The following is a 25,452-nucleotide window of genomic DNA, read 5'->3' as shown; positions in this document are numbered from 1 at the left end:
GGAATTATAGTTGATCACCGATTTTACAAATTGTTATAAACAGGTATTCCTTCACCCTGGCCTTGATCTCCTCTTCCGGCTGGTTCTTATAAAGCCCGTCCAGTACGTCTTTGACCATTTTTTTACCATTTAATGCCACATCTGATTCAATGTCGGCATCTGTACGATCCGCATAGTGACTATTAATGGCATTGATGATCTTTCTAAAGGTGCTGTAGCTTTTGAACAAGCGGATGTTCTGTACAGGGGCCGTTATATCGTTAAAGGCCTGCTGATCCTTATCGCCTACCGTGATCTTTTCGGTTCTGATAATAAGGATGCCGGTTGCGCTGTTGTTATCCGTTGTAGCAGTAATTGCCGCCGCTTTTTCCCTGGCAGCGGCATATTCATTCTCCCGGTTTTGTAAGGCTTCGGCTTCGGCATGCAGCTCTTTTATAGCCTTGATGATAATTTTCGTGGCATCCTTCACCAGCTTCTCCTTCTCCTTATTCACAGCGGTTACCTCTTTCTTCGCATCCTCAAACTTCTGTTCTGCCGCTTCCATCTTCTTTTTAGCTTCGGCCTTTTCCTCCGGCGTGGTGGCTGCGTCGTAGGCTTTCTTCGCTTCGTCATACTCCTGCTTGGCCTGCTCCATGTTATCCGCAGCTTCGGTCATGCGGTCTTTCAGCGCTTCGGGCAGCTCTTCTTCCGCCATTTCTTTGATCTGCTCCGTCAGCTCTTTGATGGCCAGGTAGTCCTCATCAATGGCCAGGCGGGCCAGGTCGTTGATCACGCCGGCCAGGTCGCTGAAGGCCTGCACTACCGTATCCACGCTGACCACCTGCTTTTCCAGCGGGTCAAAGGTGGTCATGATCACGCCGCCGATCAACTGCCGGTCGGTGTTTACCTTGATGTTCTCAAACTTCACCTTCAGGCGGTTGTAGCCCAGGAAGGGAATGGTGATATAACCGTAACCGGTAAACGATCCTGCGCCGCTTACCTGCAGCAGCCTGACCGGGAAATCGCCGGCCATGATCTGGTCGTCCGGCAGCAGTTGCTGGATGGCGGTCTGGTTGGCGATCTTTATATCCGGCAGCAGGCCGCAGTTCTTGTTGCGGGCGGTATCCTGCGCCGGCACGGTAAAACCGTGCAGGTCGCCCAGGGTTTTATTGCCCAGGGTGCAATAGCCCCCCACGCGGTACTCGTAGCGGCGGCCGGGCACGGCGTCGTAGATGGTAACGGCGTTGCTGTTGGTCTTTACGTTGAACCACTCTGCGTTATCCTTGCCCTGTTCCCGGTACTCCACGATGTACTCAAACATTTTGGGCTGTGGCATCCAGTTGATGCTGATGCGCCCGTCGGCGACCGTGGCGCTTACCTGCTGCGGGGGCTGGCAGTCCTCCTGCAGGGTGAAGTAGAATATTTCGCTGTAGCCGTTGTTGAGGAACACGTCAAATTCATCAACGCCCTGCCTGGCCTTGGCGCGTATGCGCCAGGCATAACGCTTGCCGGGCAGCAAGGGCGGCTCTGCAGGGCCATACAGCAGGGTAGTGGCATTGGTAGTGGTTTGGTACAGGGGCGGCACGGTGCCAAAGGCCGCCTCGGGCAGAATGCCGGTATCCCACAGCTCCGCCAGCGTAAATTCGTATTCGGTCTGGAAAGCGGCATTGGGGCTGCCCATATGCCGGGGCGTCCAGTTAAAGATAATGTTCAGGGGATCGCGGAAGGCCACGGCTTCGCCTTTGCGCGGCAGGTTCAGCAGGGGCGGCTCGCTGGTGCTGATCCATACAGGCGGGGCGCAACCGGTTTTTTCATTGCTGACCAACTGCCCGCTGCGCTCTTCCACCACTTCCATGCAAAAAGTATAGAAACCATCCGGCAGCTTGCCGTTTTGCTGCAGTTGCGCCCGCGGTATGCCGGACACTTCCAGGTTATTGATATCAAAATACGGGGCCAGGTCGTTGAGCGACAGTTGCACCGGTATGCCGGCATCCAGCGGTATCACAGGATAATAGCCATAGTCGCGGCTCCGCAGGGCGGCCGTAGTGCCTTTGATGCTGAGCCGCAGGCGTACCCGCAGCACCGGTTTCTGCAGGTCAGTGTTCAGCAGGGTCACCAGCATGCGGGGTTGCGTGCCGGTGTACAGGTTGCTGAGCTGCGCGGAAACCGGCTGAATGGTTTGCACCTGCACTTTTACGGGGTATTGCTGTGCCGCAAGCCGATGGCATATTATGCAGAATAATATGCTGACTGCTATTTGTATACTGCGTTTCGCTGTCACCGGTATCTTTTTAATAATTATTGACTGATGATGATCTTCCTTATCGCAGGTCCCATGGGCGTTTCCAGCAGCAACACATAGGTGCCGGCCGTTATGTTCAACTGGTAACCGATGTTGAACTGCTGCGCCGGGCTTTCCCTGCGGTCGCTGACCAACTGGTTGCTGATGATGTTGAACAGGCGCAGCCGGATCTCCGCTGTCTTGTCCAGGGAGATGCGCACACTGAACTGCCCGGTGTTCGGGTTGGGCATTACCTCGAAGGACCTGATAAAGGGCTCCTGCGCGCCGCCGGGCTGCGTAAAGGATTGCTGCTCCAGCACGGCGATCTGCTTGGAAAATACCTGCTCGCAATCGCCGATGGTGCTGCGCAATTGTATGTGGTACACGCCGGTATCGCCAAAACGCAGCTCTGCCAGCAGGGTGCTGTTTTGCAGTACGGTGATGTTACGGTTGGCGGGTATGATCCATTCCGTTTTTTCCGGCAGCGGGCTGCTGATGTTGATGAGCGACACGGTTTCATTGCGGAACACCTGCGTGGCGGCCACAAACTCGGCGGAAATATCAACTTTACGCTGTTGTATGCGGATGGTATCGCTGCCGGTACAGCCCTTGCCATCAGTAACGGTTACCCAGTACTGCCCGCTGTTGCTGAGCGTGACCTGCGGCGCTGCGGCCTGGAAGGCGGGGCTGCCGCCCCATACGTACCTGGCCTGCGGGTCTGCAATGGCGGCATTCACCGTCCAGGCCTGCCCGTTGCACAGGGTTTTGTCCGCGCCCAGTTGCACCTGCAGCGGCGCCGGGTCCGGCAGGCTGAAGGTCTGGATGCGCCTGCAGTTGTTGGCGTCCGTGATGGTGAGCGTGTACCTGCCTGCGCAAAGCTGTTCCAGGGCGGCGCCGGTATGACCGGTATTCCATTTATACGTGTAGGGGGGAACGCCGCCGCTGATGCTGGTACGGATATAGCCGTCACAGTCGCCATGGCAGGTAGGCGCTTTGATATCCGCATCTATCACAATGCCGCCGGGGATATAGATATCCGCCTGGTTTTGGGTTTCGCAGCCATGCGCATCCCTTACGAACAGCAGGTAGCTGCCTTCCGTGATATTTTGTATGCCGGCAGTGGTATCGCCGGTGGTCCATTCATAGTGGAAGGGCGCCGTACCGCCGCTGACAATACCGGTAGCGGTACCATCCTGCCCGGAAGCGCAGGTAACCGCCGTGGTGCTGATCGCCACAGACAGCGGCCCCGGTTCTGTGAGGTGGAAGGTGTCAGAGGAACGGGTAATATGATTGTAGTCTGTTACTGTCACCAGGTAAGCGCCGGCGGCCATGCCGTGAATAATGCTGTCCGTTTGCGGTACAGGCACAAGGCTGCCGTTCAATACTTTAAACCACTGGTACTGGTAGGGCAGACCGCTGCTAAGGGGGATGCCGCCTTCCGCATGCGCCACCAGTTGCCCGTCGCTGTCCCCGTTGCAGGCAACATAGCGGTGCTGCGCGATGTATACTTTCAGCAGGGGCGGTTCCGTAAGCTCATAATCCGCGGAGATATAGCAGCCGCCGGTGCTGCCATTGGTGCTACGGCCGAACTGCGCGTCTTTCACCTGCAGCGTGTAGCGCCCGTCACCGGCATGCTCCAGCTTTGTTACAAAAGCGCCGGGCGCAACCTGTTCTGTATGCTGCGTGAGCGGTTGCCCGTTGGCATCCAGCCATTGCACGCTGTAGGAACCGTCAGCAGCAGGCGTGCCGCCGCTCAGCGTAACGGTGATATGACCGTCTGTATAACCAAATGCCTGCGGATCGGCAATCACCACATGGATAATGGCCAGCGGTGCTACAGGCTCCGTGATCGTGGCGGCGGGCTGTTGCATGCACCCGTGCGCGTCTGTCAGCAGCAGGCTGTAATCCCCGGCAGGCTGGTCCAGGATATTGGCGGCCGTGGCGCCGGTATTCCAGGACCAGGTATAGGGCAGGGTGCCGCCGGTAACGGTGCTTTTTACAAAGCCGTCATCGCCGCCGTGGCAGCTTACTGCGCGGGTTTGTAGCTGCACCTGTAGCTGCTCCGGTTCCACCAGGTGGAAGGGTGCAGATTCCCTGGTGATGCCGTTCCAGTCCGTAATGATCACTTTATAGATCCCGGTGGACAGTCCGCGCGCGGTATCGGTCGTTTGCCCGATAGCGTTATAGACGCCATTGTCTGCCTTATACCAGGCAAAGTAATATGGCAGAGGGCCGCTTACCGGTACGCCGCCGGCAGCGGTAGCCACCAGCACGCCATCCGCATCACCCTTGCAGGAAACGTAATGCTGCTCCGATATATCCACCCTCAGCGCCGGCGGTTCCGTTAATGTAAAGGTGGCGGCGACTATGCAGCTTTGCATATCCGGACCGGGGCCGGTATAGTTGGCGTCAGTAACGGTGATCGTGTAGTCGCCTGCGCCGATATTGCCCAGCAGCGACTCGTAGCCGCCGGCTGTTACCTGGCCGGTATGCCCGTTCAGCACAGTACCGTCTGCCCGCTGCCAGGTAACGTGGTAGGCGCCGTCCGCCAATGGCGTGCCGCCGCTGAGCAGCACCCTGATGCTGCCGTCCGTGTACCCGTAGGCGCGGGGATAGGTGAGCGTGGGCGTCAGGATCTGCAGCGGGGCGGAAGGCTGTTGTACAAAAGCCACATCCGTGAGGCGGCAGCCGTGGTAGTCCGTTATATTCAGCGTATAGGCGCCGGTGGGCAGGTGATTGATACCGGCAGTATGGCTGCCGTTGCTCCAGGTGTAACTGTAAGCAGGCGTACCGCCGGTCACCAATGCACTGACGGCGCCATTGCTGCTATTGTAGCAAGTGGCGGGCGTTTCGGTAAACTGTACCTGCAAGGGGCCGGGGTCTGCCAGGTTGATGATGTCCGACGTTTTCTCTATGCCGTTGGCGTCCGTTACTTTCACCTGGTAGCGGCCGGCGCGCAGGCCGTTGGCTACCGTGCCCGTTTGTCCCGTAGCAGCAGGTTGCCCGTTAATGATCTCGTACCATTCATAGGTGTAGTAAGGTGGCTGGGTCATTGGTTTGCCGCCGGTAGCCAGGGCGGTGATCACGCCATTGCCGTCGCCGTTACAGGCAATACTGTCTGTAATGCCGGCGTTCACCACCAGCAGCGGCGGCTGGGTAATGGTGTAGACAGCGGTCACTATACATCCTGCTTCGCTGCCGCTGCCTGCTGCGGCATGGTTGGCGTCTGTAACCCGTAGCTGATAGGTGCCATCCGGGATGTTGGATAAGGTGGTGGTATAAATGCCGCTGCCGGTACTGCCATTGTGCGCCACTGGCGTGCCATCCGGGCGGGTCCAGGTGACATTGTAGGAGCCGTCTGCAGCAGGCGTACCGCCTTTGAGCCGGACTACTATGCTGCCATCGCTGTAGCCAAAGGCGGCAGGGTCTGTGAGGGTGGCGGCATCTATGGCCAGCGGGGCAGCCGGTTCCGTAATGGTGACGGTGCGCTGCACTTCCGCATTGCCGGCGTCCCTGGGCATACAGCCCTTGCTGTCCCTTAACCATAAGGTGTACACGCCGGGCTCCAGTCCTTCCAGCGTATAGGCGGTATTGTTGCCGATGGATACCTGCCGGTCCACGCCGTCTGCCGCATTCCTGTAATAGAGTATACAGCCGCCGTTGCCGCCGCTGATACTGATATCCACCGCGCCGTCCGCACCATCGTAACACCGCACATCGTGCTGTTTGACGGCGTTAAAAGTAATAGGCCCGGGCTGCGTGATCTCGAAGTTGCGCCGGTAATCAGGCCCGTTCGTATACGTGGCTACCGGGTTGGGCACGTCATTGGGATAGGAGCCTCTCAATACAACACGGTACCTGCGCGCTTCCCGGTCATTGGACCAGGTGAAGCGGTATGCCCCATCGAGGGCCGTGATCTGCCGGTCGTCAATGAATGCCTGCGGGGAACCTTCCGGCTCCTCCTGCTTGTCCAGTTGCAGCACCAGCGATTCCTTCGGCTTCAATGGCCGGCTGAACTGTACGATGAAGCTGCCATCCTGGTCGCCATAGCAGGTAGGGGCCACCGGCGTGACCGATACAATGCGGGGTGCTGCCAGGCGCGGACTGAGAGTGACGGTGTTGCTGTACACGCCTCCGCAGCCGTAATTAACGCGCACCTGGATGTTCTCCCGGTTCGCAAAGGCATTGAGGAAAAAGTTGTTGGGGAGGTCGTTGCCGGAAAAGCTGATGGAAGGCCTGCGCTGGAAGGCCGCGGGGAAATCCTGCCAGCCGGTGGAGGAAGTGCGGTACTGCCATACATAGGTGCTGTTGGGAAAGCCGGTGGTGGCATTCAGCGTAATATTGCCCTCGTCGGGAAACAGTTGGTTGTACGGCGTTGCCGTGATGCTCCGCGGGTAAACGTTGATGGTCATATCGCCGCGGGTATAGCGGGGAATAAAGCCGGTTCTGAAAGTGGTGTAACAGGGTTGGGAAGGACTGACATATATATCCTTCGAGTCTTCCACATCATTTCTTTTACAGCCGGCCGGCCAGCCACGGTCCCAGCTTCGCCTGCCAAAAATATGGAAGCGGGTGAGCCGCTTGGTGGCCGCGAAATAGAATTTCTTGTTGTACGTTCTTACCTCGTCATCCCGCAAGCCGTCCAGTGACTCTGTCCACACCAGGGAGGAAGTGCCGTCACTGAAATAAGCGGTTATTTCAAAGCGGCTGCCACAGTCGGCCCTGTCTGCATTACCGTTGTAAGACAGCACCAGGTCCATGGATACCTCATACTGCGCCTGACCATTCGCCAGCGTATGCATTAAAATGAAAAAAAAGAGGGGTAAAATTTTTTTCATTCGTTCATGTTTTATTTTTATAAATCTGCCGCATATCAGTATTGCACATTAATGACTTTATAATTGCCGGTAGCGCCGCTGCGCAGCACCGCGCGGATGCTGTACACGTATTCCGTATTGATGCGGGGCTGGTCATCCACAATACGGCGGGTGCCCGGCGGAATGATCTTCCACAGGGTAACGGCGCCGTCTTTTTCTCCTTTATAGAGCTGGTACTCCTGCACATCCGCCAGGTCGTCTTTCCAGAACAGCTCAATGTACCGTTCCTGCCGGTTTACCTGCGCGTTGAAAGACCGTACCATGCCTTTAGCCGGGTTGTAGGGCACGGTTACCGTTAACGGCTGCACGGGTTTGGACTCCAGCCCGCTGCTGTCCCTGGCCAGTACCAGGTAGGCGTAGGTTTGCCCGGGCGTGACGGCCCGGTCTGCAAAGTTGCGGGCGGCAGGCGGCAGCGGCGGCAGCCCTTCCCATTTATCCGCTCCGGCTGCTAATGTTTTGCGGAACACTACCTGCTGGGCAATGTCCTCATCCCTGGCGGGTATCCATGAAAGGTGCACTGCATCGTCCGCCACCCTGTAGCCGGTGAGCACGGGGGAGGTGGGCGGGATCACATCGGGTTTGCGGATCTCTATCACGGCGGAAAAGGGGGATTGGTTATACCGTTGGTCCAGCGCCGTTACCCTGTAATACACTTTGCCGTTCAGCGAACGTATGTTCACAGAGTCGCGGTACTTATTCGGCAGCCATACGGAATCCACCAGGGCGGCTGGTTCCTCGCCGGCCATGTTGGACCGGAATATTTTATAGCCCAGTATGTCTTTTTCACTGTTGGCCTGCCAGGTGAGCTGCACCACGCCATTGCTGTCAATAGTGCCGGCCAGGCCGGCAGGCGCGGCTGGCGGTATGGAGTCCACCGGTTGCACCAGCACCGGGAAGGAGGTGGAGGGCTCGCCTTCAATGGCCACGGCGGTGATGGTAAAATAATTGGTGGGCAGCAGTTGGCCGTACCTGAGCGTGCGCTGGTCCGGGGGAATATTGCTGAGCACTGCTGTGTAGGGGCCATCTGCCGTGGGGGCCTGGTTCAGCGTAAAACCGCTGATCAGTTTATTGCCGGCTGCTTCAAATTCCCAACCCAGCTCCATCACGCCTTTTTCATCCACGCTGTTGCTACGGATATTGGGCACATAGGCCAGCAGGTGCCTGCCCTTGCCGGTAACCGGGTCAGAAGGCGGGCCGGCCTCCCCGAAGGGCGATACGCCGCGTACCCGGTAATGGTACACGGTATTATTGTCCTGCAGGGAGTCGATGAAATACATGCGCGGGGAGGCGCGTTTTTCCTTTTCATTGAAATTGGTCACCGGCAGGTTGCGGGCGCGCTCATAGGTTTGCCCGTTGTCGCGGGACCGCTCAATAAACCAGGAGTTGTAGTAGTGCTGCAGCAGGCTGTAGTCCCAGCTCAGCACCACGTTCCGGTCGCCAAATACGGCGCCGATGTTGGCCGGTTTGGGCAGTTCCCGGTGGTCTGCCAGCCCGATGAAGGCGCCGGAAGAATCTATTCGTATACGCGTGGCCGGGGCCAGCGACTTAATGCGGTACAGGTATTTTTCATTGGGTTTTACGTTACGGTCTTCATAGCCCCAGCCGGCCAGTTTAGCCGCTTCAAAGCTGTTGTCCGCCGCGTACAGGGAAAGGGCAAAGCGCTGCTCCAACTCCTGAGACTGGTTCACCAGCCTGGCGATGCCGTTGTTGTCACCGCCGCTAACCTCGAAATCCTTCCCGAAGATGGCCTGCGCAATGATCACCGCGTAATTATCCTTCCGCACTATTTCCTCCCAGGCTTCCAGCGGCTGCGGTTTGATGGGCTGCGGGCTAAGGAGCGTTATTTCCGGCTGGGGCAATACCTGCCCGTTGCGCACCACGGTAAAGCGCCACAGCTCAAAGCCATACTGGTTGCTGAGCCGCCAGGCAGATGCTTTGGTAACCGCCCAGCGCAGCAATATGCTGTGCTCCTGCGCCCTGGCCATAACCTGGATGCGGGCGGTATCCCTGCGTTGCGCCCTGGCGGCGCCGCTTAGCGCCAGCAACCCTACTGCCAGGAGAATTATGTACTTGCATGGTATGAACTGCAGCACCGTTTTAATAGGTTTTAATGTAATCATAGATAGCGGACGTTCCTTTTATACCACCCGGCAGCGTGTACTGGTACGCCACTTTGTAGCGGCCGTTGCGCATCAGCGGGTACCAGGCGTTGATCAGGTACAGGTACCGGCTTTGCTGCGGGCTGCCCAGGTATTTGTTCACCACCTGGTACTGGAGGTCTTCCAGGTCCAGCTTGTAGGCCAACGGCAGGTCGTATACATAGGGCAGCCTCACGGACAAGGTGGCGGGCAGCGGTTGCCCGCTGGCTGCGCCGGCCAGGTAATCGGCCATTACCGTAATGGCTTTGGTGGGCACAATGCCCCATTCGTTGGTATCGCGGTGCGTGATAACGATCTCCGGGTCTACCGGGTAGTTGCGGTAAATAATGGGATCTACATCTTCCCGGAAATATATATCGTCGGTGACGGCATGGACGCTTACCAGTGGTTCGTAACCGGTAAAGGGCGTGCCCTGCAGCTCCGGTACATCAAACAGCTCATAGCTGCCCACTTCCACCTGCAGGCTCACCACGTCGGAGGTAACGCGGCTGGCCATACCCCGTTTGAGCGGCAGCGACTGCAGCTTGGCGGCAAAGGTGTTATAGCGGCTGGTATGGAAGCCATAGCCCAGCAGTGATTTGGTGACATCGCCCCGGCTTACGTTACTAGCCTTGTTGCTTCTTACGGAGTAGTCACCGTCCTCGCCGTTTTCCTGTTGGGTGTAGGCCACCACTGCATTGACGGCAGCGTCGCCACCCGGCGGTATAGCGATCACATCGAAGGTATAATCCGTTAGGGGCTGCAACGGCGGCAGCACAAAGTCTATGCGCTGGGCAATGCTGTCGTACTGCATCGGCAGTTTGGCAACGGATGCGCCGCCGGTATTGAATTGTATCTCGTAGCGCCAGCGCCTGTCAAACAGATAGCTCTGCCCGCGCTGCAGCACTATGTAGCCACGGTCCAGCTCATCCCGGAACAGGTTACGCTGGTTCACCACCGGGTAGCAGTAGGCGATATTTTGCAGAGGAATAAAGTCCGGCGCGGTACCGGTGGTAAAGGTCACCGTCTTTTCCTCCTCGCTTTTTTTGCCGTCCATGTACACGGTTTGCCAGGTACCGTTGAGCAGCTCTTCAAAAGTGACCTTTACAACGGCCTTCAGGGTATGTTTGGTAGGTAATACTTCCTTGGAGTAATAGGTTACCACGTCGTTATTCGTATTCCATTCCAGGCGGCCGGGCACGGGTTGCCCGTTATCCGTTACGGTAAAGGATTCCAGGCGCGCGCGGTAGGTTTTGGAGCCGTTGTCGTCCTCCACGTTGAAGGGCTGCCCGATGCGCATGTTAAAAGCGGCCTGCGGCGCGGCAAACACATCTACATCCGCAGAATTGTCGGCCGGCGTTACATCCGCGATCATCTTTACATCCACGGGGCTGTTGCTGCCGGTCACGATCTCGCATTCGTCCCCGATGGTCACTTTGAGGCGCATGTTGCCGCTTACCAGCCCGCCGAGTATATCAAACTTCACGGCCATGTAGCCTTTCAGCCAGGTGGGGTTGGGCAGCTTTGCCTGCATCAGCACGGCTGCCGCGCCGGATATGATGGGAAAGCGGCCTTTGATAAAGGCCAGGTTTACCTTTACGCCCACTTCTCCCTGCAGGTACACATAGGCCTGCCCGTTAGCATACCAGCCGTCAATGCCTATTTTTTCCGTGCTGCCCTTGCAATGCGCGTCGCCGTAATCTTTCAGCATAATGTCAAAGCCTACGCCGCATTTGAAATTGGCATACAGTATCAGGAAGGTGAGGTCGCCGGTCTCTACGCTGAGGCTGGCGCCAAAGGCAAAGCCCCGGCCGTCGCCCAGCGCATTGAGGTCACGCATGTAATCCAGTTCCTTCAGGTCTACGCCCAGTATGTCCGCCACTTCCTGCGGCGGAGCAGGGGAGGCGGGTATCTTGTCGCCCACCATCAGGTAGGCGCCTGTTTTGATGGAGATGCTGCCCAGGCCAAACTTAACGCCTAAACGATTTTCCGGCGTGCCCATATGGAAGTACCATTCCCCGGGGGCTACGTGTATCACGGCCCAGCCGGCGCGGTTGCCGCTGGCGGTGCCGGTTAGCAGGCCACCGGCTATGTTCAGGTACACATCAAAATTGGCGTGGAAGGTGGACTGCGTAAAATCATATTGCATGCCTACATAGGCAGACAGCCCGCTTTCGCCCACCCGGTAGCTGTCGCCGGCAATGCTTTCCGCTGCCTGCGAGGGGTTGGACACTTTCAGCGCCTGCAGCTTCTCGCCGGTGCCGCCCAGTTTGCCGATGGCGCTTTGTTCCGCCGCTTCCAGCTTGCTGAACTGCTTGCTTACATAGTCCTCCACGCCGCCTACATCCGGCAGCAGGCCCAGTATTTTGGCGTAACCGTAGAAGCCCATGAAGTTAATACCCCCGTTCCTGTTGAAGGCCACTTCAAAGGAAACTTCCCCGTTCACTACCTGTTTCTTGACAATGCTGAACAGCACGGCGGCTTTAATGCCCAGGCCCGTGTTCTCATCCGGCACATAGTTCACCCCGGTAGGAGAGGCCAGCATGTCCACGCCCTGTTTTTTCATGCGGTAGTAAGCGCCGCCGCCAAAGCCCTGTATATTGACAGGAGGCACCAGCGGAATGCCCAGGCCCAGGTCTGCCTTCGCATCTACATACCAGTAGCGGAAGTCCTTGCAGCCGAACATGGCGCGGGCCTCTATTTTTACCTTGTCGTTCAGGAAATCCGCGGCTACCTGGCCGCTGATGGCATTGCCATATACCGGGTCGTCATCGTATATTTTTATGCGGCCGGAAACCTTGAGGGCATTGGCTATTTTGGCATTGATGGCAATCTCTTCCAGCTTCAGCTTTTCGAATTTCCAGGTCTGCAGCCCTTCCTTTTCATTGAACCTGCCTACCAGCGCTATTTTGGTGTCGCCGCCAAAATTCTGTTCCATCAGGTTGATACGGATGCCAAAAATGAGCGCGGCTTCGCCGTTTTGTGCGCGCAGGGCTATTTCATTGATGGATACGGGAAAGTTGGAAACACGGTTCTCGCTTTTATACCCGAAATAGCTGGCGGTGAGGTAGGGCGGGTTGGTTTCCAGGTGCAGGTCCCTGAAAACAATGCCTTTGAAGGTGGCAATGGGCTTGCCGTCATCGCCTTTGGTGGAGGCGGATATGCCCAGGTGACCGTGCAGCATGGCTTCCGGCTGGAAGCGGTCTTCCGCCAGCTTGAGCTGCACCCAGGAATTGGGCTCCAGCTCGCATTTGGCCTGCCATACATTGAAGCTCAGGGTATCCAGGGTGCTCAGCTTCAGGATGTACTCGTTATCTGCGGTGACCACGGCGGTATAGCCCAAAGGGTCATCAGATACGGGCAGGCCCACCATGCCGCTGAAACCTGCGCCTACCAGGTGGTTGGCTTCCAGGTCTATATTAAAACGGTCTACCGTAAAGCGCCAGCCGGAAGCGCTGCCGTCCGGCAATATGTTGTTGGCAAAGAAAGCGCCGGTAAGGCCGTTGTTATCAATGATCATGTGCTGCGCGCCAAAGGATACGCGGGCGCCCGGCTGGTTGCGGCGGGCAAATTGTTTGGGCAGGATCACTTCCAGGTCCGCCACGTACACGCCGCGCCAGAGGTTGGGATTATCCGCCGGCATGTACCGCTGCTCATACCCGGTGGGATATACGATATCCGGCGTATTGCGCACGTCGCTGCCGTCAAATACGGCATTGCCTATATGAAAACCCACGCCTTTCAGCGGCGCTATCTCGAAGGCGGGCAGGCTCAGGTTCACCAGTATGTCATTCCAGTCGGCCACCACGGTTTTAAAAGCCGCTTTTACCAGGGCATTGGGGTCCTCGTTCCGCTCCCCGTCGGGCTTCAGCGGCACCAGCATGGTGCGCGGGAAGGCCACTTCCGCGGCCAGGCCCAGCTCTTTGAAGCCGTTGCAATCCATGGTTACATAGGTGAGGTCCAGTCCCTGGCCGGTTTCCATGTTCATGCCGCCTTTGAGTATCAGCGCGGCGGTGCCGCCATTGATGCGGATGGGCACATCGCCCAGCAGCACCAGTTTGGCGTCGCCAATGATGCCGCCGTTGTAGGACAGCCGGATGCCTTTTATGCCGAAGAAGATCTCGCGCGGCTCCTGCGGGATCTCCAGCCTGGCGTATACGGTCAGCTCCGCGTATTCCGGGTGAAAGATGGCGTTGCTGACGGCGATCTTCACCGTGGTATTGTTCACGGTACGGGAAAGCCCGATGGGCAGCTCATTCAGATCATCCGGGGAGAGGGCGGAGGTGTAGCGGTTCTCCTGGTCCATTTTCAGGAACGCTGCCCTGGCCTGCTCCCGGTAAGGGTGCGTGGCCGTATCGGTATCATATGTTTGCCGGAGGTACTCATTGGTGAACAGGGCAGCGGCGGGGGCGGACAGCGTTTGCTGCAGCAGTTGCCGGTCAATGTCCGGGAAGCTGCGGATTTCCATTGCGCTATTGCCTTCAACGGTTGCGGCTATGGGCAGCGGCGCCTTTACTTTAAGCGAGTCGCCATCCCCGGCCAGCGCAGTCAGCACGCCTCCGGCCATGAGCCAGGCAAACAGGAGAAAACAACGGTAATAAAGCTTACGCGGGTAACAGTTGACCATAGGCAAGGCAAATAGGGTATAGGTATACAGGGTTTGTTACTACTACTACACAGTTATACGGATTACTCAATCATTACAATGGGGCATCCCCGTGTAATCAATTGCAATATTAATATTTTTTACAAATTAAGAAAAAATATTTTGTGTGGAGCCGGTAAATAAAGCAGGCATTACAGCCTGCTGTAAAAGCTTTGCAGGTCCCTGGCCAACTGGTCGTAGATAGGGCGGGTAAAGAGCATGAACAGCTCCTGCGGGGGCGGCGGCGGGGCGTCCACACCGCCCAGTTGCCGTTTGTCTTCCTCGCTGAGGGCCCTTTCATCGCCGCGGAAGGTGCCTACCTGGTTCACCCAGGTATAGCTGCCGGGTATGCGGTCTGTACGCAGCACCTGGTTATTGGCTACATCAATGATGCGGTAGTCCAGCAGGCCGCGGGAAACGACGGTTTTCCGGGTGATATAGATGGTGGCCTTTACGGTGGTGTATCTTTTAATGACCTTGCCGCTGGTGTCTTTTACGGAGCCGGTCTCTATTTCGCGGCTTACTTCGCGCTGGGAGCGGTCCACATAGGTTTGTCCCACTTCAAAATCGTAGAACTGCATTTCCAGGTATTCATCCGGCTGTATGTTCTCCCCGCGGGCAAAGCGTTCGTCTGTGAACTTCACGAAGCGGTTGACGCCGCGCTGCTGCAGGTTGCGTACCAGCGCATCGCGGAACTGGTCGGCGCTGAACTGGTAGTACGGGCTGCGTACTTCTATGCGGCTGACCAATACGTTGATAGTGCCCAGCTCAAAGGCTTCCTCCATACGTTGCCGGGCATCCCGGTAATTGTTCACCATTTTGAGCGTGGCGGCAAATTCGTCATAGGCTTCGCGGGCGCTGGCCTTGTCGCCGCGCTCCAGCAGCTCCATGCCGCGCTCATACCTTACCTGGGCGGCATTTTCCTGGGCGCCGGTGATGGCGCTGCGGTAATCTTTAGGCTGTACCACGCTGAGTGCTGCGGGGGAGGTGTGTATAACATCATAGAGGTGCTGCAGGACGCGGTATTCCCGCCTTACGGATTCCCATTTCAGGGGATCGTCCGAGCGGAGGTAGCCGCTTACGCGGTCCTCATGTAGTTGTAATGATTGTTGGTACGCTTTGGGCAGCAACTGCAGGGCGATGGCATCCTGCGGCCGGCGCTGCAGCTTTTTTACGAAGGCGGTTACGGCATCGTCATAGCGGCCTTTGTTATAGAGTTTTTCGCCTGACTTGCAGGATACGGATAGGAATAGGATAGCGGCCATGATCAGCCGTGTGTAGTTACGCATGAACAGTTGAAGTTTATGATTTGCATATTGTTCCTTTTTGCTTGCCCAAAAAGGAACCCCAAAGGGCACCCACAGCCGATTACACCCCGGCTGTGGCGAGGTCCCTGATCAAGCGCCAGTGCTACTGTAGTGCCGGACATAGCGGCCCTGACATGACAGCGAAGCGGATAGTGGTTCATACCTGGTTACGTAAACGGATAATCATTTTATTTTACATACCGGCGAAGCTCTCGTTCTGTTTCCCTTTGCTTGATGCTTTCCCGCTTGTCGTGCAGCTTTTTCCCCTTGCCCAGGCCTATTTCCATTTTGGCCAGTCCCTTTTCATTGATAAAAATGCGCAGGGGAATGATGGTATAGCCCCTTTCTTTCAGTTTGTTCTCCATTTTGCGCAGCTCCCGTTTGGTGAGCAGGAGCTTGCGTTCCCGCAGGGGATCATGGTTGGCATAGGTACCATGGGAGTAGATGGCGATATGCAGGCTTTTTACAAACAGCTCTCCCCTGGAAAAATAACAGAAGGCATCGTTAAAGCTCACTTTACCGGCCCGGATGGATTTGATCTCGGTGCCGGTCAATACGATGCCTGCAATATATTTATCTTCTATTGCATACTCAAAATAAGCCGATCTGTTCTTTAGCTCTGCCATTAGTGTTTAAACATCTCCAGCACCATTGCCAGCTTTTGTTTCAGTTCTTTACGGTCCACAATAAAATCCAGGAAACCGTGCTCCTGCAGGAATTCGGCGCTCTGGAACCCTTCCGGGAGGTCTTTCTTGATCGTTTCCTTGATAACACGGGGGCCGGCAAAACCGATCAGCGCTTTGGGCTCGGCGATGTTGAGGTCGCCCAGCATGGCATAGGAGGCCGTTACGCCGCCGGTGGTGGGGTCTGTCATCAGGGAAATATAAGGCAGCCTGGCATTGGCCAACTGGGTAAGCTTGGCGGATGTTTTGGCCATCTGCATCAGGGAGAAGGCGCTTTCCATCATGCGGGCGCCGCCGGATTTGGAAATGATCATTAACGGCATTTTATGCGCAATGCAATGATCAATGGAGCGTGCGATCTTTTCTCCTACCACGGAGCCCATGGAGCCGCCGATAAAGGCGAAGTCCATGCAGGCCACCACGAGGTCGTTGCCCAGCACCTTGCCTGCGCCCACGCGCATGGCGTCTTTCAGGCCGGAGCGCTTCTGCGCTTCCTTTAACCGTTCCCCGTAGGGTTTCAGGTCCTGGAAGCCCAGCATATCCTTTGGGTAGATGTTCGGGAAAAGCTCCTCGTATTCGCTGTCATCAAATATTATCTCAAAGTATTCCGCGGAATTGATGCGGTTGTGGTAATTGCATTTGTCGCAAACGTAGTAATGTTCCCGCAGGTCTTTTACAGTAATGGTTTTCTTACAGTTAGGACATTTGTGCCATAAACCGTCCGGTGCTTCCTTCTTTTCACTGGTAGATGTTGAAATGCCCTGTTTAATGCGCTTAAACCAGCTTGACATATATTACTATTAGGTTAAAAAATAGTGGTGCAAGATACGAATTATATTTACACTCCCTTTTTTAGTTCGCAATATTACGCTAAAAGAACCTGTAACACAATAATTTGAATGTATTATTTATATATGTGTATTGTTTAATGAATTGGGAAAAAGGGAAAAAGGAGAAGGGAAAAAGGAGTCTGTTCTTTCTCCCTTTTCCCTTCTCCCTTTTCCTTTCTTCTTCAGTATGATTATGCGTTCCTGTTGATGCAGTTCAGGTCGGCAAATGCTTCTTCCAGGCGCTTCACAAAGGTTTCTTCGCCCTTGCGCAGCCATACCCGGGGATCATAGTACTTTTTGTTCGGCTTGTCCGCACCTTCCGGGTTGCCGAGCTGGGCCTGCAGGTAATCCCTTTTGGCCTCGTAATAGTCATGCACGCCTTCCCAGAAAGCCCATTGCATGTCGGTGTCAATGTTCATCTTGATCACGCCGTAGCCCAGGGCTTCACGGATCTGCTCCTTGGGAGAACCGGAGCCGCCGTGGAATACGTAGTACACGGGCTTGTTGGCTGTTTTATGTTTCTGCTGGATAAAATCCTGGCTGTTCTTCAGTATAACGGGGCGCAGCTCCACGTTGCCGGGGGAGTATACGCCGTGCACGTTACCGAAAGCGGCGGCCACGGTAAAGCGGGAGCCAACCTGTGACAGGGTTTCGTAGGCATAGGCCACTTCTTCGGGCTGGGTGTACAGCTTGGAGTTGTCCACGCCGGAATTGTCCACGCCATCTTCTTCACCGCCGGTTACGCCCAGCTCTATCTCGATGGACATGCCCAGCTTGTTCATTCTTTCAAAATACTTTTTGGAGATCTCGATGTTCTCCTGGATCGGCTCTTCAGACAGGTCCAGCATATGGGAGCTGTACAGGGGCTGGCCGGTTTGCTGCTTGAAGACTTCGCCGGCATCCAGCAGGCCGTCTATCCAGGGGAGCCACTTTTTAGCGGCATGGTCTGTATGCAGCACTACGGGCACGCCGTAGTATTTGGCTACTTCATGTACATGCTTGGCGCCGGAGATACCGCCGGCAATATTCGCCTGCAGCTTGTCATTGGGCATGCCTTTACCGGCAAAGAACTGCGCTCCGCCGTTGGAGAACTGTATAATTACCGGAGAGTTTACTTTGGCAGCGGTTTCCAGCACTGCGTTTACTGAGTTGGTGCCTACCACGTTCACCGCAGGCATGGCAAATGCATTTTCCTTTGCATCCTTATACAGCGCTTCCAGCTCTTCGCCGAATAACACGCCGGCTCTGTATTTTCCCATATAGTTTTAATTGTTTACTGTTTACGGAGGGCAAAGATACTTGGAAAAAGGAGAAAGCAAAAGGTGTAAGGCAGAAAGCCTAAAGCAGAAAGCAAAAAGCTGATCAGGGCGAACCGGAATAAGGGACTCGCGCCAATGGCTTCGTTGCTTTCTGCCTTCAGCTTTCCGCTTTTGCATCAGGTGACGGTCAGCGTGCTGCCGCTGATGGTGATCGTCCGTTTGGCCAGCGCCGCGGTGGCGGGGCCGGTGTTGACAGCGCCGCTGGTGGTGTAACGGCTGCCATGGCCGCAGGGCGCATTGCACTCAATCAGGTTGGTGCTGCTGTTGAACCGGGCCACGGTGCAGCCCTGGTGCGTGCAGGTGCTGGACAGGGCGGCAAAGGAGGATACCGTATTGCCGGCTGCTATCCTGATCAGGATCACGCCGCCGCCTATTTTATAGTCGCCAGTGTTTTGCAGCTCGGAGCCGAGATTGGCGGTGAGCAGGGCGCCGCCACCGCCGCCGGGATTGGGATCAGGGTCGCCGGAGTCGCTTTTGCTGCAGGCGGCCAGTCCGCCGGTGCATGCCAGCGCCAGCGCCACACTGAGATTGGTTACAAAGTCCCTTCTTTCCATGGATTGCAGGTTTAGTACGTATATGAGTACGGGGCACGGGGAGGAAAGGTTGCCAGGAAGTGGGAGGGAAATGGGCGTTTCACAGGAGCTGACCGGGAACTTAACAGGGATGACAGGGGGAAAACATAGGAAAACACCGGGAAAGTACCGAAGCCGGCCTGCCTTATATATCGATTTTCTGTTTTATTGCCTGTAATAACTGCCGGAAATAAGCAGGGGCCTCCAGCAGGCGGCTGCCGTACCAGGAGAACATTTCCCCATCAACCAGCAGCACGCGGGCATGGGGGAGCGCCGCGGTGATCTCCGCGATATGCTGTTCTTTAAAAGGGTAGGGCTCGGACGACAGCAATACCAGTTGCCGGCCGGCCGGTACGCCATCAAAGCATTCCGGTAGTTGGGACAGGGATATTTCGGGGTAGCGGGGCGTGCCGGCAAAGCTATTCTGCAGGCCGCAGGCTGCCAGCATGGAATGGATGAAGGTGTCACCGCCGGCCACCATCCAGGGCTTGCGCCAGATAAAGTAGGCAGCGTGCCAGGAGGAGCCCTCGTCCGGCAGGCTGTCGCGCAGTGTTGCGAACCGGGCCTGTATCTCCCTGCTTAACTGTGCCGCCGCAGCGGCCCGGCCAGTAAGCCCGCCTACCTGGCGGATCATATCCAGCGCGTCTTCCAGGGTGTGAATGTCGCTGGTCCACACGGGAAATTCCTGCATGAGGACTTCTACCTGCTCCCGCTGGTTCTCTTCCTTATTGGCCAGGATCAGTTGGGGCTGCAGGCTGCGGATCTTGTCCAGGTGCAGGCTTTTGGTGCCGCCTATGCGGGTTTTGCTGCGGAACCAGTGATCGGGGTGCACGCAGAATTTGGTGATGCCCACCACTTCCGCCTCCAGCCCCAGGTGGTGCAGCAGCTCGGTTTGCGAAGGCACCAGGGAGATAATGCGTTGCGGTCGCGCTGAATTCAATCGGAACACCTGCCTTACAAATATTATTAATTATTAATTATTCATGCTTAATTACTCAGGCTCCCAGCGCCTGGATGATATCGTACTTGGTAACAATGTGGTAGCTGCCGCTCTCGTCTGCGGCCAGCACGGCGCCATTTTCCTTGTTGATGTATACGGAAAGCTTTTCTATGGGCGTATCCATGCTCACCTGCGGAAAAGCGGGCTGCATTACCTGCCTCACCTGGGCGTCTTTCAGGTTGGCGTCATCTATCAGCCTGCTGAACAGGCCGCCTTCAGATACCGCGCCCACGATCTCGCTGTTGTGCAGCACGGGGATATGCTCGATCTCAAATTTTTTCATTTTGGCAATGGCGTCGCTTACCTTCTCTTCCGCGGTGATGGTCACCAGCGGCAGGTTGCGGCGGGTATTTACCACATCCTTTACGGTCTTTACATCCAGGAAGCCGCGTTCCATCATCCACTGGTCATTGTACACCTTGCCTACGTAGCGGCTGCCATGATCGTGGAACACCACTACTACCAGGTCCGTAGGCTTCAGCTTGTCTTTAAGCTGCAGCAATCCTGCAATGGCCGATCCGGCGGAGTAACCTACAAAGATGCCTTCTTCTTTGGCAATGCGGCGGGCCATGATAGCGCCGTCCTTGTCGGTTACCTTCTCAAAATGGTCTATCACGCTCATATCGTAGTTCTGCGGCACAAAATCCTCGCCGATGCCTTCAGTAATGTAGGGATATACTTCCGACATATCCAGCTCACCGGTCTCATGGTATTTTTTCAGCAGGGAGCCGTAGCTGTCAATGGCCCATACCTGTATACCCGGGTTCTTTTCCTTCAGGAATTTACCGGTGCCGGTTACGGTGCCGCCGGTGCCGGTAGCCACCACCAGGTGGGTGATCTTACCATCCGTTTGCTCCCAGATCTCCGGGCCGGTCTGTTCATAGTGCGCATCCCGGTTGGCCAGGTTGTCATACTGGTTTACATAAAAGGAGTTGGGTATCTCCTTTGCCAGGCGCCTGGCCACGGAGTAGTAGGAGCGAGGGTCTTCGGGCTCTACATTGGTGGGGCATACGATCACTTCTGCGCCTACTGCTTTCAGGATGTCCATTTTTTCCTTGGACTGTTTATCTGTAGTAGTAAAAATGCATTTGTAGCCTTTTATAACGGCCGCGAGCGCCAGGCCCATGCCGGTATTGCCGGAAGTGCCTTCTATGATGGTGCCGCCGGGTTTCAGCAGCCCCTGCTGTTCGGCCACTTCCACCATCTTGATGGCCATGCGGTCCTTAATGGAGTTGCCGGGGTTAAAGAATTCCACCTTGGCCATTACGGGGCAGGGCAGGGCGGCAGTAACGCGGTTCAGTTTTACTAAAGGGGTGTTGCCGATCGTTTCGAGAATATTGTTGCAGAACTTCATACGGTTATTGTGTTAGCAGCGGCTAAATTAAGATAAAAAATCGGGAGGCCGCCAAAGGGTTGATATTGAGAGGAGTATGTATTTGGAAGGAACTGCTATCTTTGCCGCGTGATGTATAAAAGGATATTTATTACCGGTATAGGCACCGGCGTGGGAAAAACCCTGACCGCGGCCTGCGTAACGGAGGCGCTGCAGGCGGATTACTGGAAACCCGTGCAAACAGGGCTGGAGGAAGGTACGGACACGGAAACGGTGCGCTCCCTGCTGAGCAACCCGGTATCCGTATGCCATAAAGAAGTATATTGCCTGCGGGAGCCGGCCTCTCCCCACCTGGCGGCCAGGCTGGAACAAACCCGCATAGACGTGGAACGGGTACTGCAGCAGGCGGAGATCGTGCAGCCGGCGGATCGCTGGCTGGTGGCAGAGGGCGCCGGCGGTTTGATGGTGCCCCTGAACGAGGACGTGTTTACCCTGGACCTGGTAGCCCGGCTGCAGGCGCAGGTGATCATCGTGGCGCAGAACTACCTGGGCAGCATCAATCATTCCCTGCTTACGGCGCGGGTGCTGCAGCAAAGCGGTATTCCCGTACTGGGCTGGATCTTCAGCGGAGATTATCATACCAACGAGGACGAAGTGGTGCAGTGGAGCGGCTACCCCAGGCTGGGCCGCATTCCCCAGGCTGCGCGGGTAGACCGGGCCTTTGTAAAGGAACAGGCCGGAAAGCTGACAATAACAGGTGCTCACTAAAAAGGACATACGAAAACAATTCCTGGAACGGCGCCTGAACCTGGATGCCGGTACAGCGGCGGCCCTCAACAGCCGCCTGCTGGAGAACTGCCGGCAACTGGATTACAGCGGCGTGCACCGGGTGCATACCTTCCTGCCCATCACGGAAAAGAAGGAAGTGAACACCTGGCCCATTATCCGCTGGCTGCGGCAAACCTATCCCCACCTGCAATGGGTGCTGCCCAGGGCCCTGCTGTCCACCGGGGAAATGGAGCATTTCCTGTGGGAGGAGCATACCCCGCTGGTGAACAGCCGCTACGGCATACCGGAGCCGGCTGGCGGCATGCGGATAGCGCCGGAAGCGCTGGACCTGGTGCTGGTGCCCATGCTGGCTTTTGACAGGGCCGGGCACCGCGTGGGCTACGGCAAAGGCATGTACGACCGCTTCCTGCAGCAGTGCCGGCCTGATGTGCGCACCGTCGGTCTCTCCCTGTTTGAGCCCGTCAACGTGATCATCGATACCGACGACCACGATGTGCCGCTGGATACGGTGGTTACCCCCGATACCATCTTTCATTTTGATAAAAAATAACGAACGTGCTGCAATACCTGAAATTTTTACTATATCCCTTTTCCCTGTTGTATGGCCTGGTTATGTGGGTACGGAACCGCTTATACGATGCCGGCACCCTGACCGCCGTGAGCTTTGACGTGCCTACCATTGCCGTGGGCAACCTCTCCGTAGGCGGTACCGGTAAAACGCCGCACGTGGAGTATCTCATCCGCCTGCTGAAGGATCATTATCCCATTGCCACCCTGAGCCGGGGCTATAACCGCAAAACCCGCGGGTTCCTGCTGGCGGGCGAACAAAGCACCGCGGCCCAGTTGGGCGATGAGCCCATGCAGTTTCACCGGAAGTTCCCGGAGATCACCGTATGCGTGGGCGAAGAGCGCATGCTGGCCATTCCCCAGTTGCTGGGCGAAAAGCCGGATACCCGCGCCGTGCTGCTGGATGATGCTTTTCAGCACCGCTCCATCAAACCGGGTTGCAACATCCTGATTACGGAATACAACCGCCCCTTTACCCGCGACCACGTGGTGCCTTTTGGCCGCCTGCGCGAAGGGCGCAAAGGCTATGAGCGGGCCGATGTGATCATCGTGTCCAAATGCCCGGAGAACCTGCCGGTGGCGGACAAACAGGCGCTGCAGCGGGAAATAGCGCCACTGCCTCACCAGCACCTGTTCTTTACCACCCTCCGGTACGGCCAGTTGTATGATATGCTGTCCCATGAGCCGGTTAGCGTGTCGCCGGAAGCTACCGTGCTGCTGGTATGTGGTATTGCCCGGCCCGCACCCCTGGTACAGCATTTGAAGGAGCAGTATAAGGAAGTGTTCCTGCTGCCCTTTCCGGATCACTATTATTACAGCCAGCCGGACCTGGAAAAGATCAGGCGGGAGCTGAAAGACCTGCCTGGCACGGAAAAGCTGGTGGTCACCACCGAAAAGGACGCGGTGCGCCTGCACCTGCTGCAACCCCGTTTGCAGGCCCTGGGTTTAAACATGGCCGTGATACCGGTGGAAATATCTTTTCTCTTTGGGGAAGGGATTTCATTTAATAATTATATTTTTGATTATATAGAGGGGGCGGGCACGTAATATCAGAACTTAATGGGACATAGAGATGACTAAAAAGAAAAGATCAAAAAAAAGCAGTAGCCAGAAACAGGCTTTCCGTGGACTGGTGGAAGTGACACGTTCTGGAATGGCATTTGTCATCGTGGAAGGCCTCACAAAAGACATCCTGGTAAAGCAAAAGAACCTCAATACCGCGCTGGACGGGGATGAAGTGCTGGTAGATGTGATAAGGCCCGCCAAAGGCACGGCCCGCATGGAAGGCGTGGTAACGGACATCCTTAAACGGAGGAAGACGGAATTTACCGGCACCCTGGAGGTGAACAAGGGCTTTGCCTTCCTGGTGCCTGAAAAGGGGGCGTTTGTGCCCGATATCTATATCCCCGCCAATTCCGTAGGAGATGCCAAAACCGGCGACAAGGCCGTGGTGCGCATCGTGGCCTGGGGCGAGAAAACCCGCAAACCCGTTGGGGAGATCGTGGAAATACTGGACGCCAGCAATACCAACGACCTGGCCATGAAGGAGATACTGGTGGAAAGCGGGTTCCCGCTCAACTTCCCGGATGAAGTGACGGCAGAGCTGGCGGAGATAAAGGAAAAGATCACCACCAAGGAAGTGCGTAAAAGAAAAGATTTCCGCAAGTACCTGACATTTACCATTGACCCCGCCGACGCCAAGGATTTTGACGACGCCATCTCCATCCGCAAACTGCGGGGCGGCAATTATGAAATAGGAGTGCATATTGCAGACGTGAGCCACTATGTGCTGCCGGATACCCCGCTGGACAAGGAAGCCGATAAAAGGGCCACCTCCGTGTACCTGCCGGACCGGGTGCTGCCCATGCTGCCCGAAAAAATATCCAATGAGCTGTGCTCCCTGCGGCCGCACGAGGACAAGCTCACTTTCTCCGCCGTGTTCAAGATGAACGAGAAAGGCGAGGTGAAGGACCACTGGCTGGGCCGCACCGTGATCCACTCCAAGCACCGCTTTACCTACGAGGAAGTGCAGGACATTATTGAAACGGGAGAGGGGCCGTATGACAAGGAAGTACTGCTGCTGAACAAAATAGCGCAAACCCTGCGCAAAGAGCGCTTTGATGAAGGCGCCATCAACTTCTCCTCCCAGGAGGTGCGTTTTCAATTGAACGAAGAAGGCAAACCGGTTGGTATCGTGATCAAGGAAAGCAAGGAAGCGCACCAGTTGATAGAGGAATTGATGCTGCTGGCCAACCGCACGGTAGCGGAATACGTAGCTAAAATAAAAGTGCATAAACACCCTGTGCCTTTCCCTTACCGCGTGCACGACACGCCGGACGATGAAAAGCTGAAAGTATTTTCTGTATTCGCCCGCAAATTCGGCCACAAGTTTGACCTGGAGAACCCGGACACCATTGCCCGCTCTTTCAACAAAATGCTGCAACTGGCCAAAGGCAAACCGGAGCAGCACGTGCTGGAGACCATCGGCATACGCACCATGGCCAAAGCGGTGTATACCACCGATAACATTGGCCACTACGGGCTGGGCTTTGAGCATTACTGCCACTTTACCTCGCCCATACGCCGCTACCCGGATGTGATGGTGCACCGCGTGCTGGCGCAGTGCCTGGAGAACGAGATCAAGCCGGACAAGCACATGGAAAAGAAGTGCAAGCACAGCTCTGAAATGGAGCGTAAGGCCATGGAAGCGGAACGGGCGGCCAACAAGTACAAGCAGGTGGAATACATGCAGCAGTACATCGGGGAAACCTTTGAAGGCGTGGTGAGCGGCGTGGCCCATTTCGGCTTCTGGGTAGAAACCGTAGCCACCAAGTGCGAAGGGCTGGTAAGCATCCACAACCTCCTGAGCAAGGATGAGTTCAGGCACGATGAAGGAGAGTATGCGCTGATAGGCCTGCGCACCGGCCGGAAATTCCGTATAGGCGACAAGGTGACGATCCGCGTGCTGGCCGCCAACCTGGCCAAACGGCAACTGGACTATGACCTGGCGGAGGAATTGGAAGTAAGAAGTAAGAAGAAGGACGTAGGAACCAGGAAGGCAGGAAGCAGGAGTAGGAAGAAGGAAGTAAGAAGTAAGAAGTAGGAAGTATAGATATGCTGACTTTAGGGGTA

General features: G+C 56.2%; 15 protein-coding genes. 4 read left to right on the top strand and 11 right to left on the bottom strand.

Features of this window, described 5'->3' with window-relative positions:
• Positions 1-4: 4 nt before the first annotated feature.
• From LX66_RS24900 to LX66_RS24850, 11 genes are all read right to left on the bottom strand, one after another.
• Positions 5-2,164, bottom strand: coding sequence for a fibronectin type III domain-containing protein (locus LX66_RS24900; protein WP_145718563.1), 2,160 nt, complete (start codon positions 2,162-2,164; stop codon positions 5-7).
• A 113-nt stretch (positions 2,165-2,277) separates the two neighbouring features.
• The gene (locus LX66_RS24895; RefSeq protein WP_145718561.1) at positions 2,278-7,098 is read right to left on the bottom strand and encodes a hypothetical protein; all 4,821 of its coding nucleotides are present in this window, start codon (positions 7,096-7,098) and stop codon (positions 2,278-2,280) included.
• A 35-nt stretch (positions 7,099-7,133) separates the two neighbouring features.
• Positions 7,134-9,257: a fibronectin type III domain-containing protein gene (locus LX66_RS24890; protein ID WP_145718559.1), complete on the bottom strand. Its 2,124-nt coding sequence runs from the start codon at positions 9,255-9,257 to the stop codon at positions 7,134-7,136.
• A complete protein-coding gene (locus tag LX66_RS24885; RefSeq protein ID WP_145718557.1) occupies positions 9,235-13,902 on the bottom strand; it encodes a hypothetical protein in 4,668 nt (1,555 codons plus the stop codon). The genes LX66_RS24890 and LX66_RS24885 overlap by 23 nt, the downstream gene beginning before the upstream one ends.
• A 170-nt stretch (positions 13,903-14,072) precedes the next feature.
• Positions 14,073-15,209, bottom strand: a complete 1,137-nt coding sequence (locus tag LX66_RS24880; protein ID WP_145718555.1) for a tetratricopeptide repeat protein — start codon at positions 15,207-15,209, stop codon at positions 14,073-14,075.
• A 206-nt stretch (positions 15,210-15,415) separates the two neighbouring features.
• Positions 15,416-15,853 carry an SsrA-binding protein gene (smpB, locus tag LX66_RS24875; protein ID WP_145718553.1) on the bottom strand — a complete coding sequence of 146 codons (438 nt, stop codon included), beginning with the start codon at positions 15,851-15,853 and terminating at the stop codon, positions 15,416-15,418.
• Positions 15,853-16,701 carry an acetyl-CoA carboxylase, carboxyltransferase subunit beta gene (accD, locus tag LX66_RS24870; RefSeq protein WP_145718551.1) on the bottom strand — a complete coding sequence of 283 codons (849 nt, stop codon included), beginning with the start codon at positions 16,699-16,701 and terminating at the stop codon, positions 15,853-15,855. Before accD ends, smpB begins: the two co-directional genes overlap by 1 nt.
• A 230-nt stretch (positions 16,702-16,931) precedes the next feature.
• Positions 16,932-17,999 carry a class II fructose-bisphosphate aldolase gene (gene fbaA / locus LX66_RS24865; protein ID WP_145718550.1) on the bottom strand — a complete coding sequence of 356 codons (1,068 nt, stop codon included), beginning with the start codon at positions 17,997-17,999 and terminating at the stop codon, positions 16,932-16,934.
• A gap of 176 nt (positions 18,000-18,175) precedes the next feature.
• Entirely contained in the window at positions 18,176-18,613 is a 438-nt protein-coding gene (locus LX66_RS24860) for a QcrA and Rieske domain-containing protein (RefSeq protein ID WP_145718549.1), read from the bottom strand.
• Between the two features lie 163 nt (positions 18,614-18,776).
• Positions 18,777-19,580 (bottom strand): ABC transporter substrate-binding protein, encoded by an 804-nt coding sequence (locus tag LX66_RS24855; RefSeq protein WP_343898894.1) that lies wholly within the window; start codon positions 19,578-19,580, stop codon positions 18,777-18,779.
• Between the two features lie 46 nt (positions 19,581-19,626).
• Positions 19,627-20,985, bottom strand: a complete 1,359-nt coding sequence (locus LX66_RS24850; protein WP_145718545.1) for a pyridoxal-phosphate dependent enzyme — start codon at positions 20,983-20,985, stop codon at positions 19,627-19,629.
• Between the two features lie 111 nt (positions 20,986-21,096).
• Between LX66_RS24850 and bioD the strand changes: the two genes are divergently transcribed.
• From bioD to rnr, 4 genes are read left to right on the top strand one after another with little or no spacing between them, the layout of a single operon-like run.
• Entirely contained in the window at positions 21,097-21,732 is a 636-nt protein-coding gene (gene bioD, locus LX66_RS24845) for a dethiobiotin synthase (RefSeq protein ID WP_145718543.1), read from the top strand.
• Complete coding sequence (locus tag LX66_RS24840; protein ID WP_145718540.1) at positions 21,722-22,303, top strand: 5-formyltetrahydrofolate cyclo-ligase; 582 nt, start codon at positions 21,722-21,724, stop codon at positions 22,301-22,303. The genes bioD and LX66_RS24840 overlap by 11 nt, the downstream gene beginning before the upstream one ends.
• Positions 22,304-22,308: 5 nt before the next feature.
• Positions 22,309-23,367, top strand: a complete 1,059-nt coding sequence (gene lpxK, locus LX66_RS24835; protein WP_145718537.1) for a tetraacyldisaccharide 4'-kinase — start codon at positions 22,309-22,311, stop codon at positions 23,365-23,367.
• A gap of 25 nt (positions 23,368-23,392) precedes the next feature.
• The gene (gene rnr / locus LX66_RS24830) at positions 23,393-25,423 is read left to right on the top strand and encodes a ribonuclease R (RefSeq protein ID WP_145718535.1); all 2,031 of its coding nucleotides are present in this window, start codon (positions 23,393-23,395) and stop codon (positions 25,421-25,423) included.
• The last annotated feature ends 29 nt before the right edge of the window (positions 25,424-25,452 follow it).

The sequence above is a fragment of the Chitinophaga japonensis genome, from assembly GCF_007830125.1.
GTDB lineage: Bacteria > Bacteroidota > Bacteroidia > Chitinophagales > Chitinophagaceae > Chitinophaga > Chitinophaga japonensis.
This window is presented reverse-complemented; position numbering and strand designations above follow the sequence as displayed.

Excerpts from the sequence above, each read along its gene's own strand:
- LX66_RS24895 (WP_145718561.1), bottom strand. The coding sequence starts at position 7,098 with ATGAAAAAAATTTTACCCCTCTTTTTTTTCATTTTAATGCATACGCTG.
- LX66_RS24890 (WP_145718559.1), bottom strand. The coding sequence starts at position 9,257 with ATGATTACATTAAAACCTATTAAAACGGTGCTGCAGTTCATACCATGC.
- LX66_RS24885 (WP_145718557.1), bottom strand. The coding sequence starts at position 13,902 with ATGGTCAACTGTTACCCGCGTAAGCTTTATTACCGTTGTTTTCTCCTG.
- LX66_RS24880 (WP_145718555.1), bottom strand. The coding sequence starts at position 15,209 with ATGCGTAACTACACACGGCTGATCATGGCCGCTATCCTATTCCTATCC.
- smpB (WP_145718553.1), bottom strand. The coding sequence starts at position 15,853 with ATGGCAGAGCTAAAGAACAGATCGGCTTATTTTGAGTATGCAATAGAA.
- accD (WP_145718551.1), bottom strand. The coding sequence starts at position 16,701 with ATGTCAAGCTGGTTTAAGCGCATTAAACAGGGCATTTCAACATCTACC.
- fbaA (WP_145718550.1), bottom strand. The coding sequence starts at position 17,999 with ATGGGAAAATACAGAGCCGGCGTGTTATTCGGCGAAGAGCTGGAAGCG.
- LX66_RS24860 (WP_145718549.1), bottom strand. The coding sequence starts at position 18,613 with ATGGAAAGAAGGGACTTTGTAACCAATCTCAGTGTGGCGCTGGCGCTG.
- LX66_RS24850 (WP_145718545.1), bottom strand. The coding sequence starts at position 20,985 with ATGAAGTTCTGCAACAATATTCTCGAAACGATCGGCAACACCCCTTTA.
- bioD (WP_145718543.1), top strand. The coding sequence starts at position 21,097 with ATGTATAAAAGGATATTTATTACCGGTATAGGCACCGGCGTGGGAAAA.
- rnr (WP_145718535.1), top strand. The coding sequence starts at position 23,393 with ATGACTAAAAAGAAAAGATCAAAAAAAAGCAGTAGCCAGAAACAGGCT.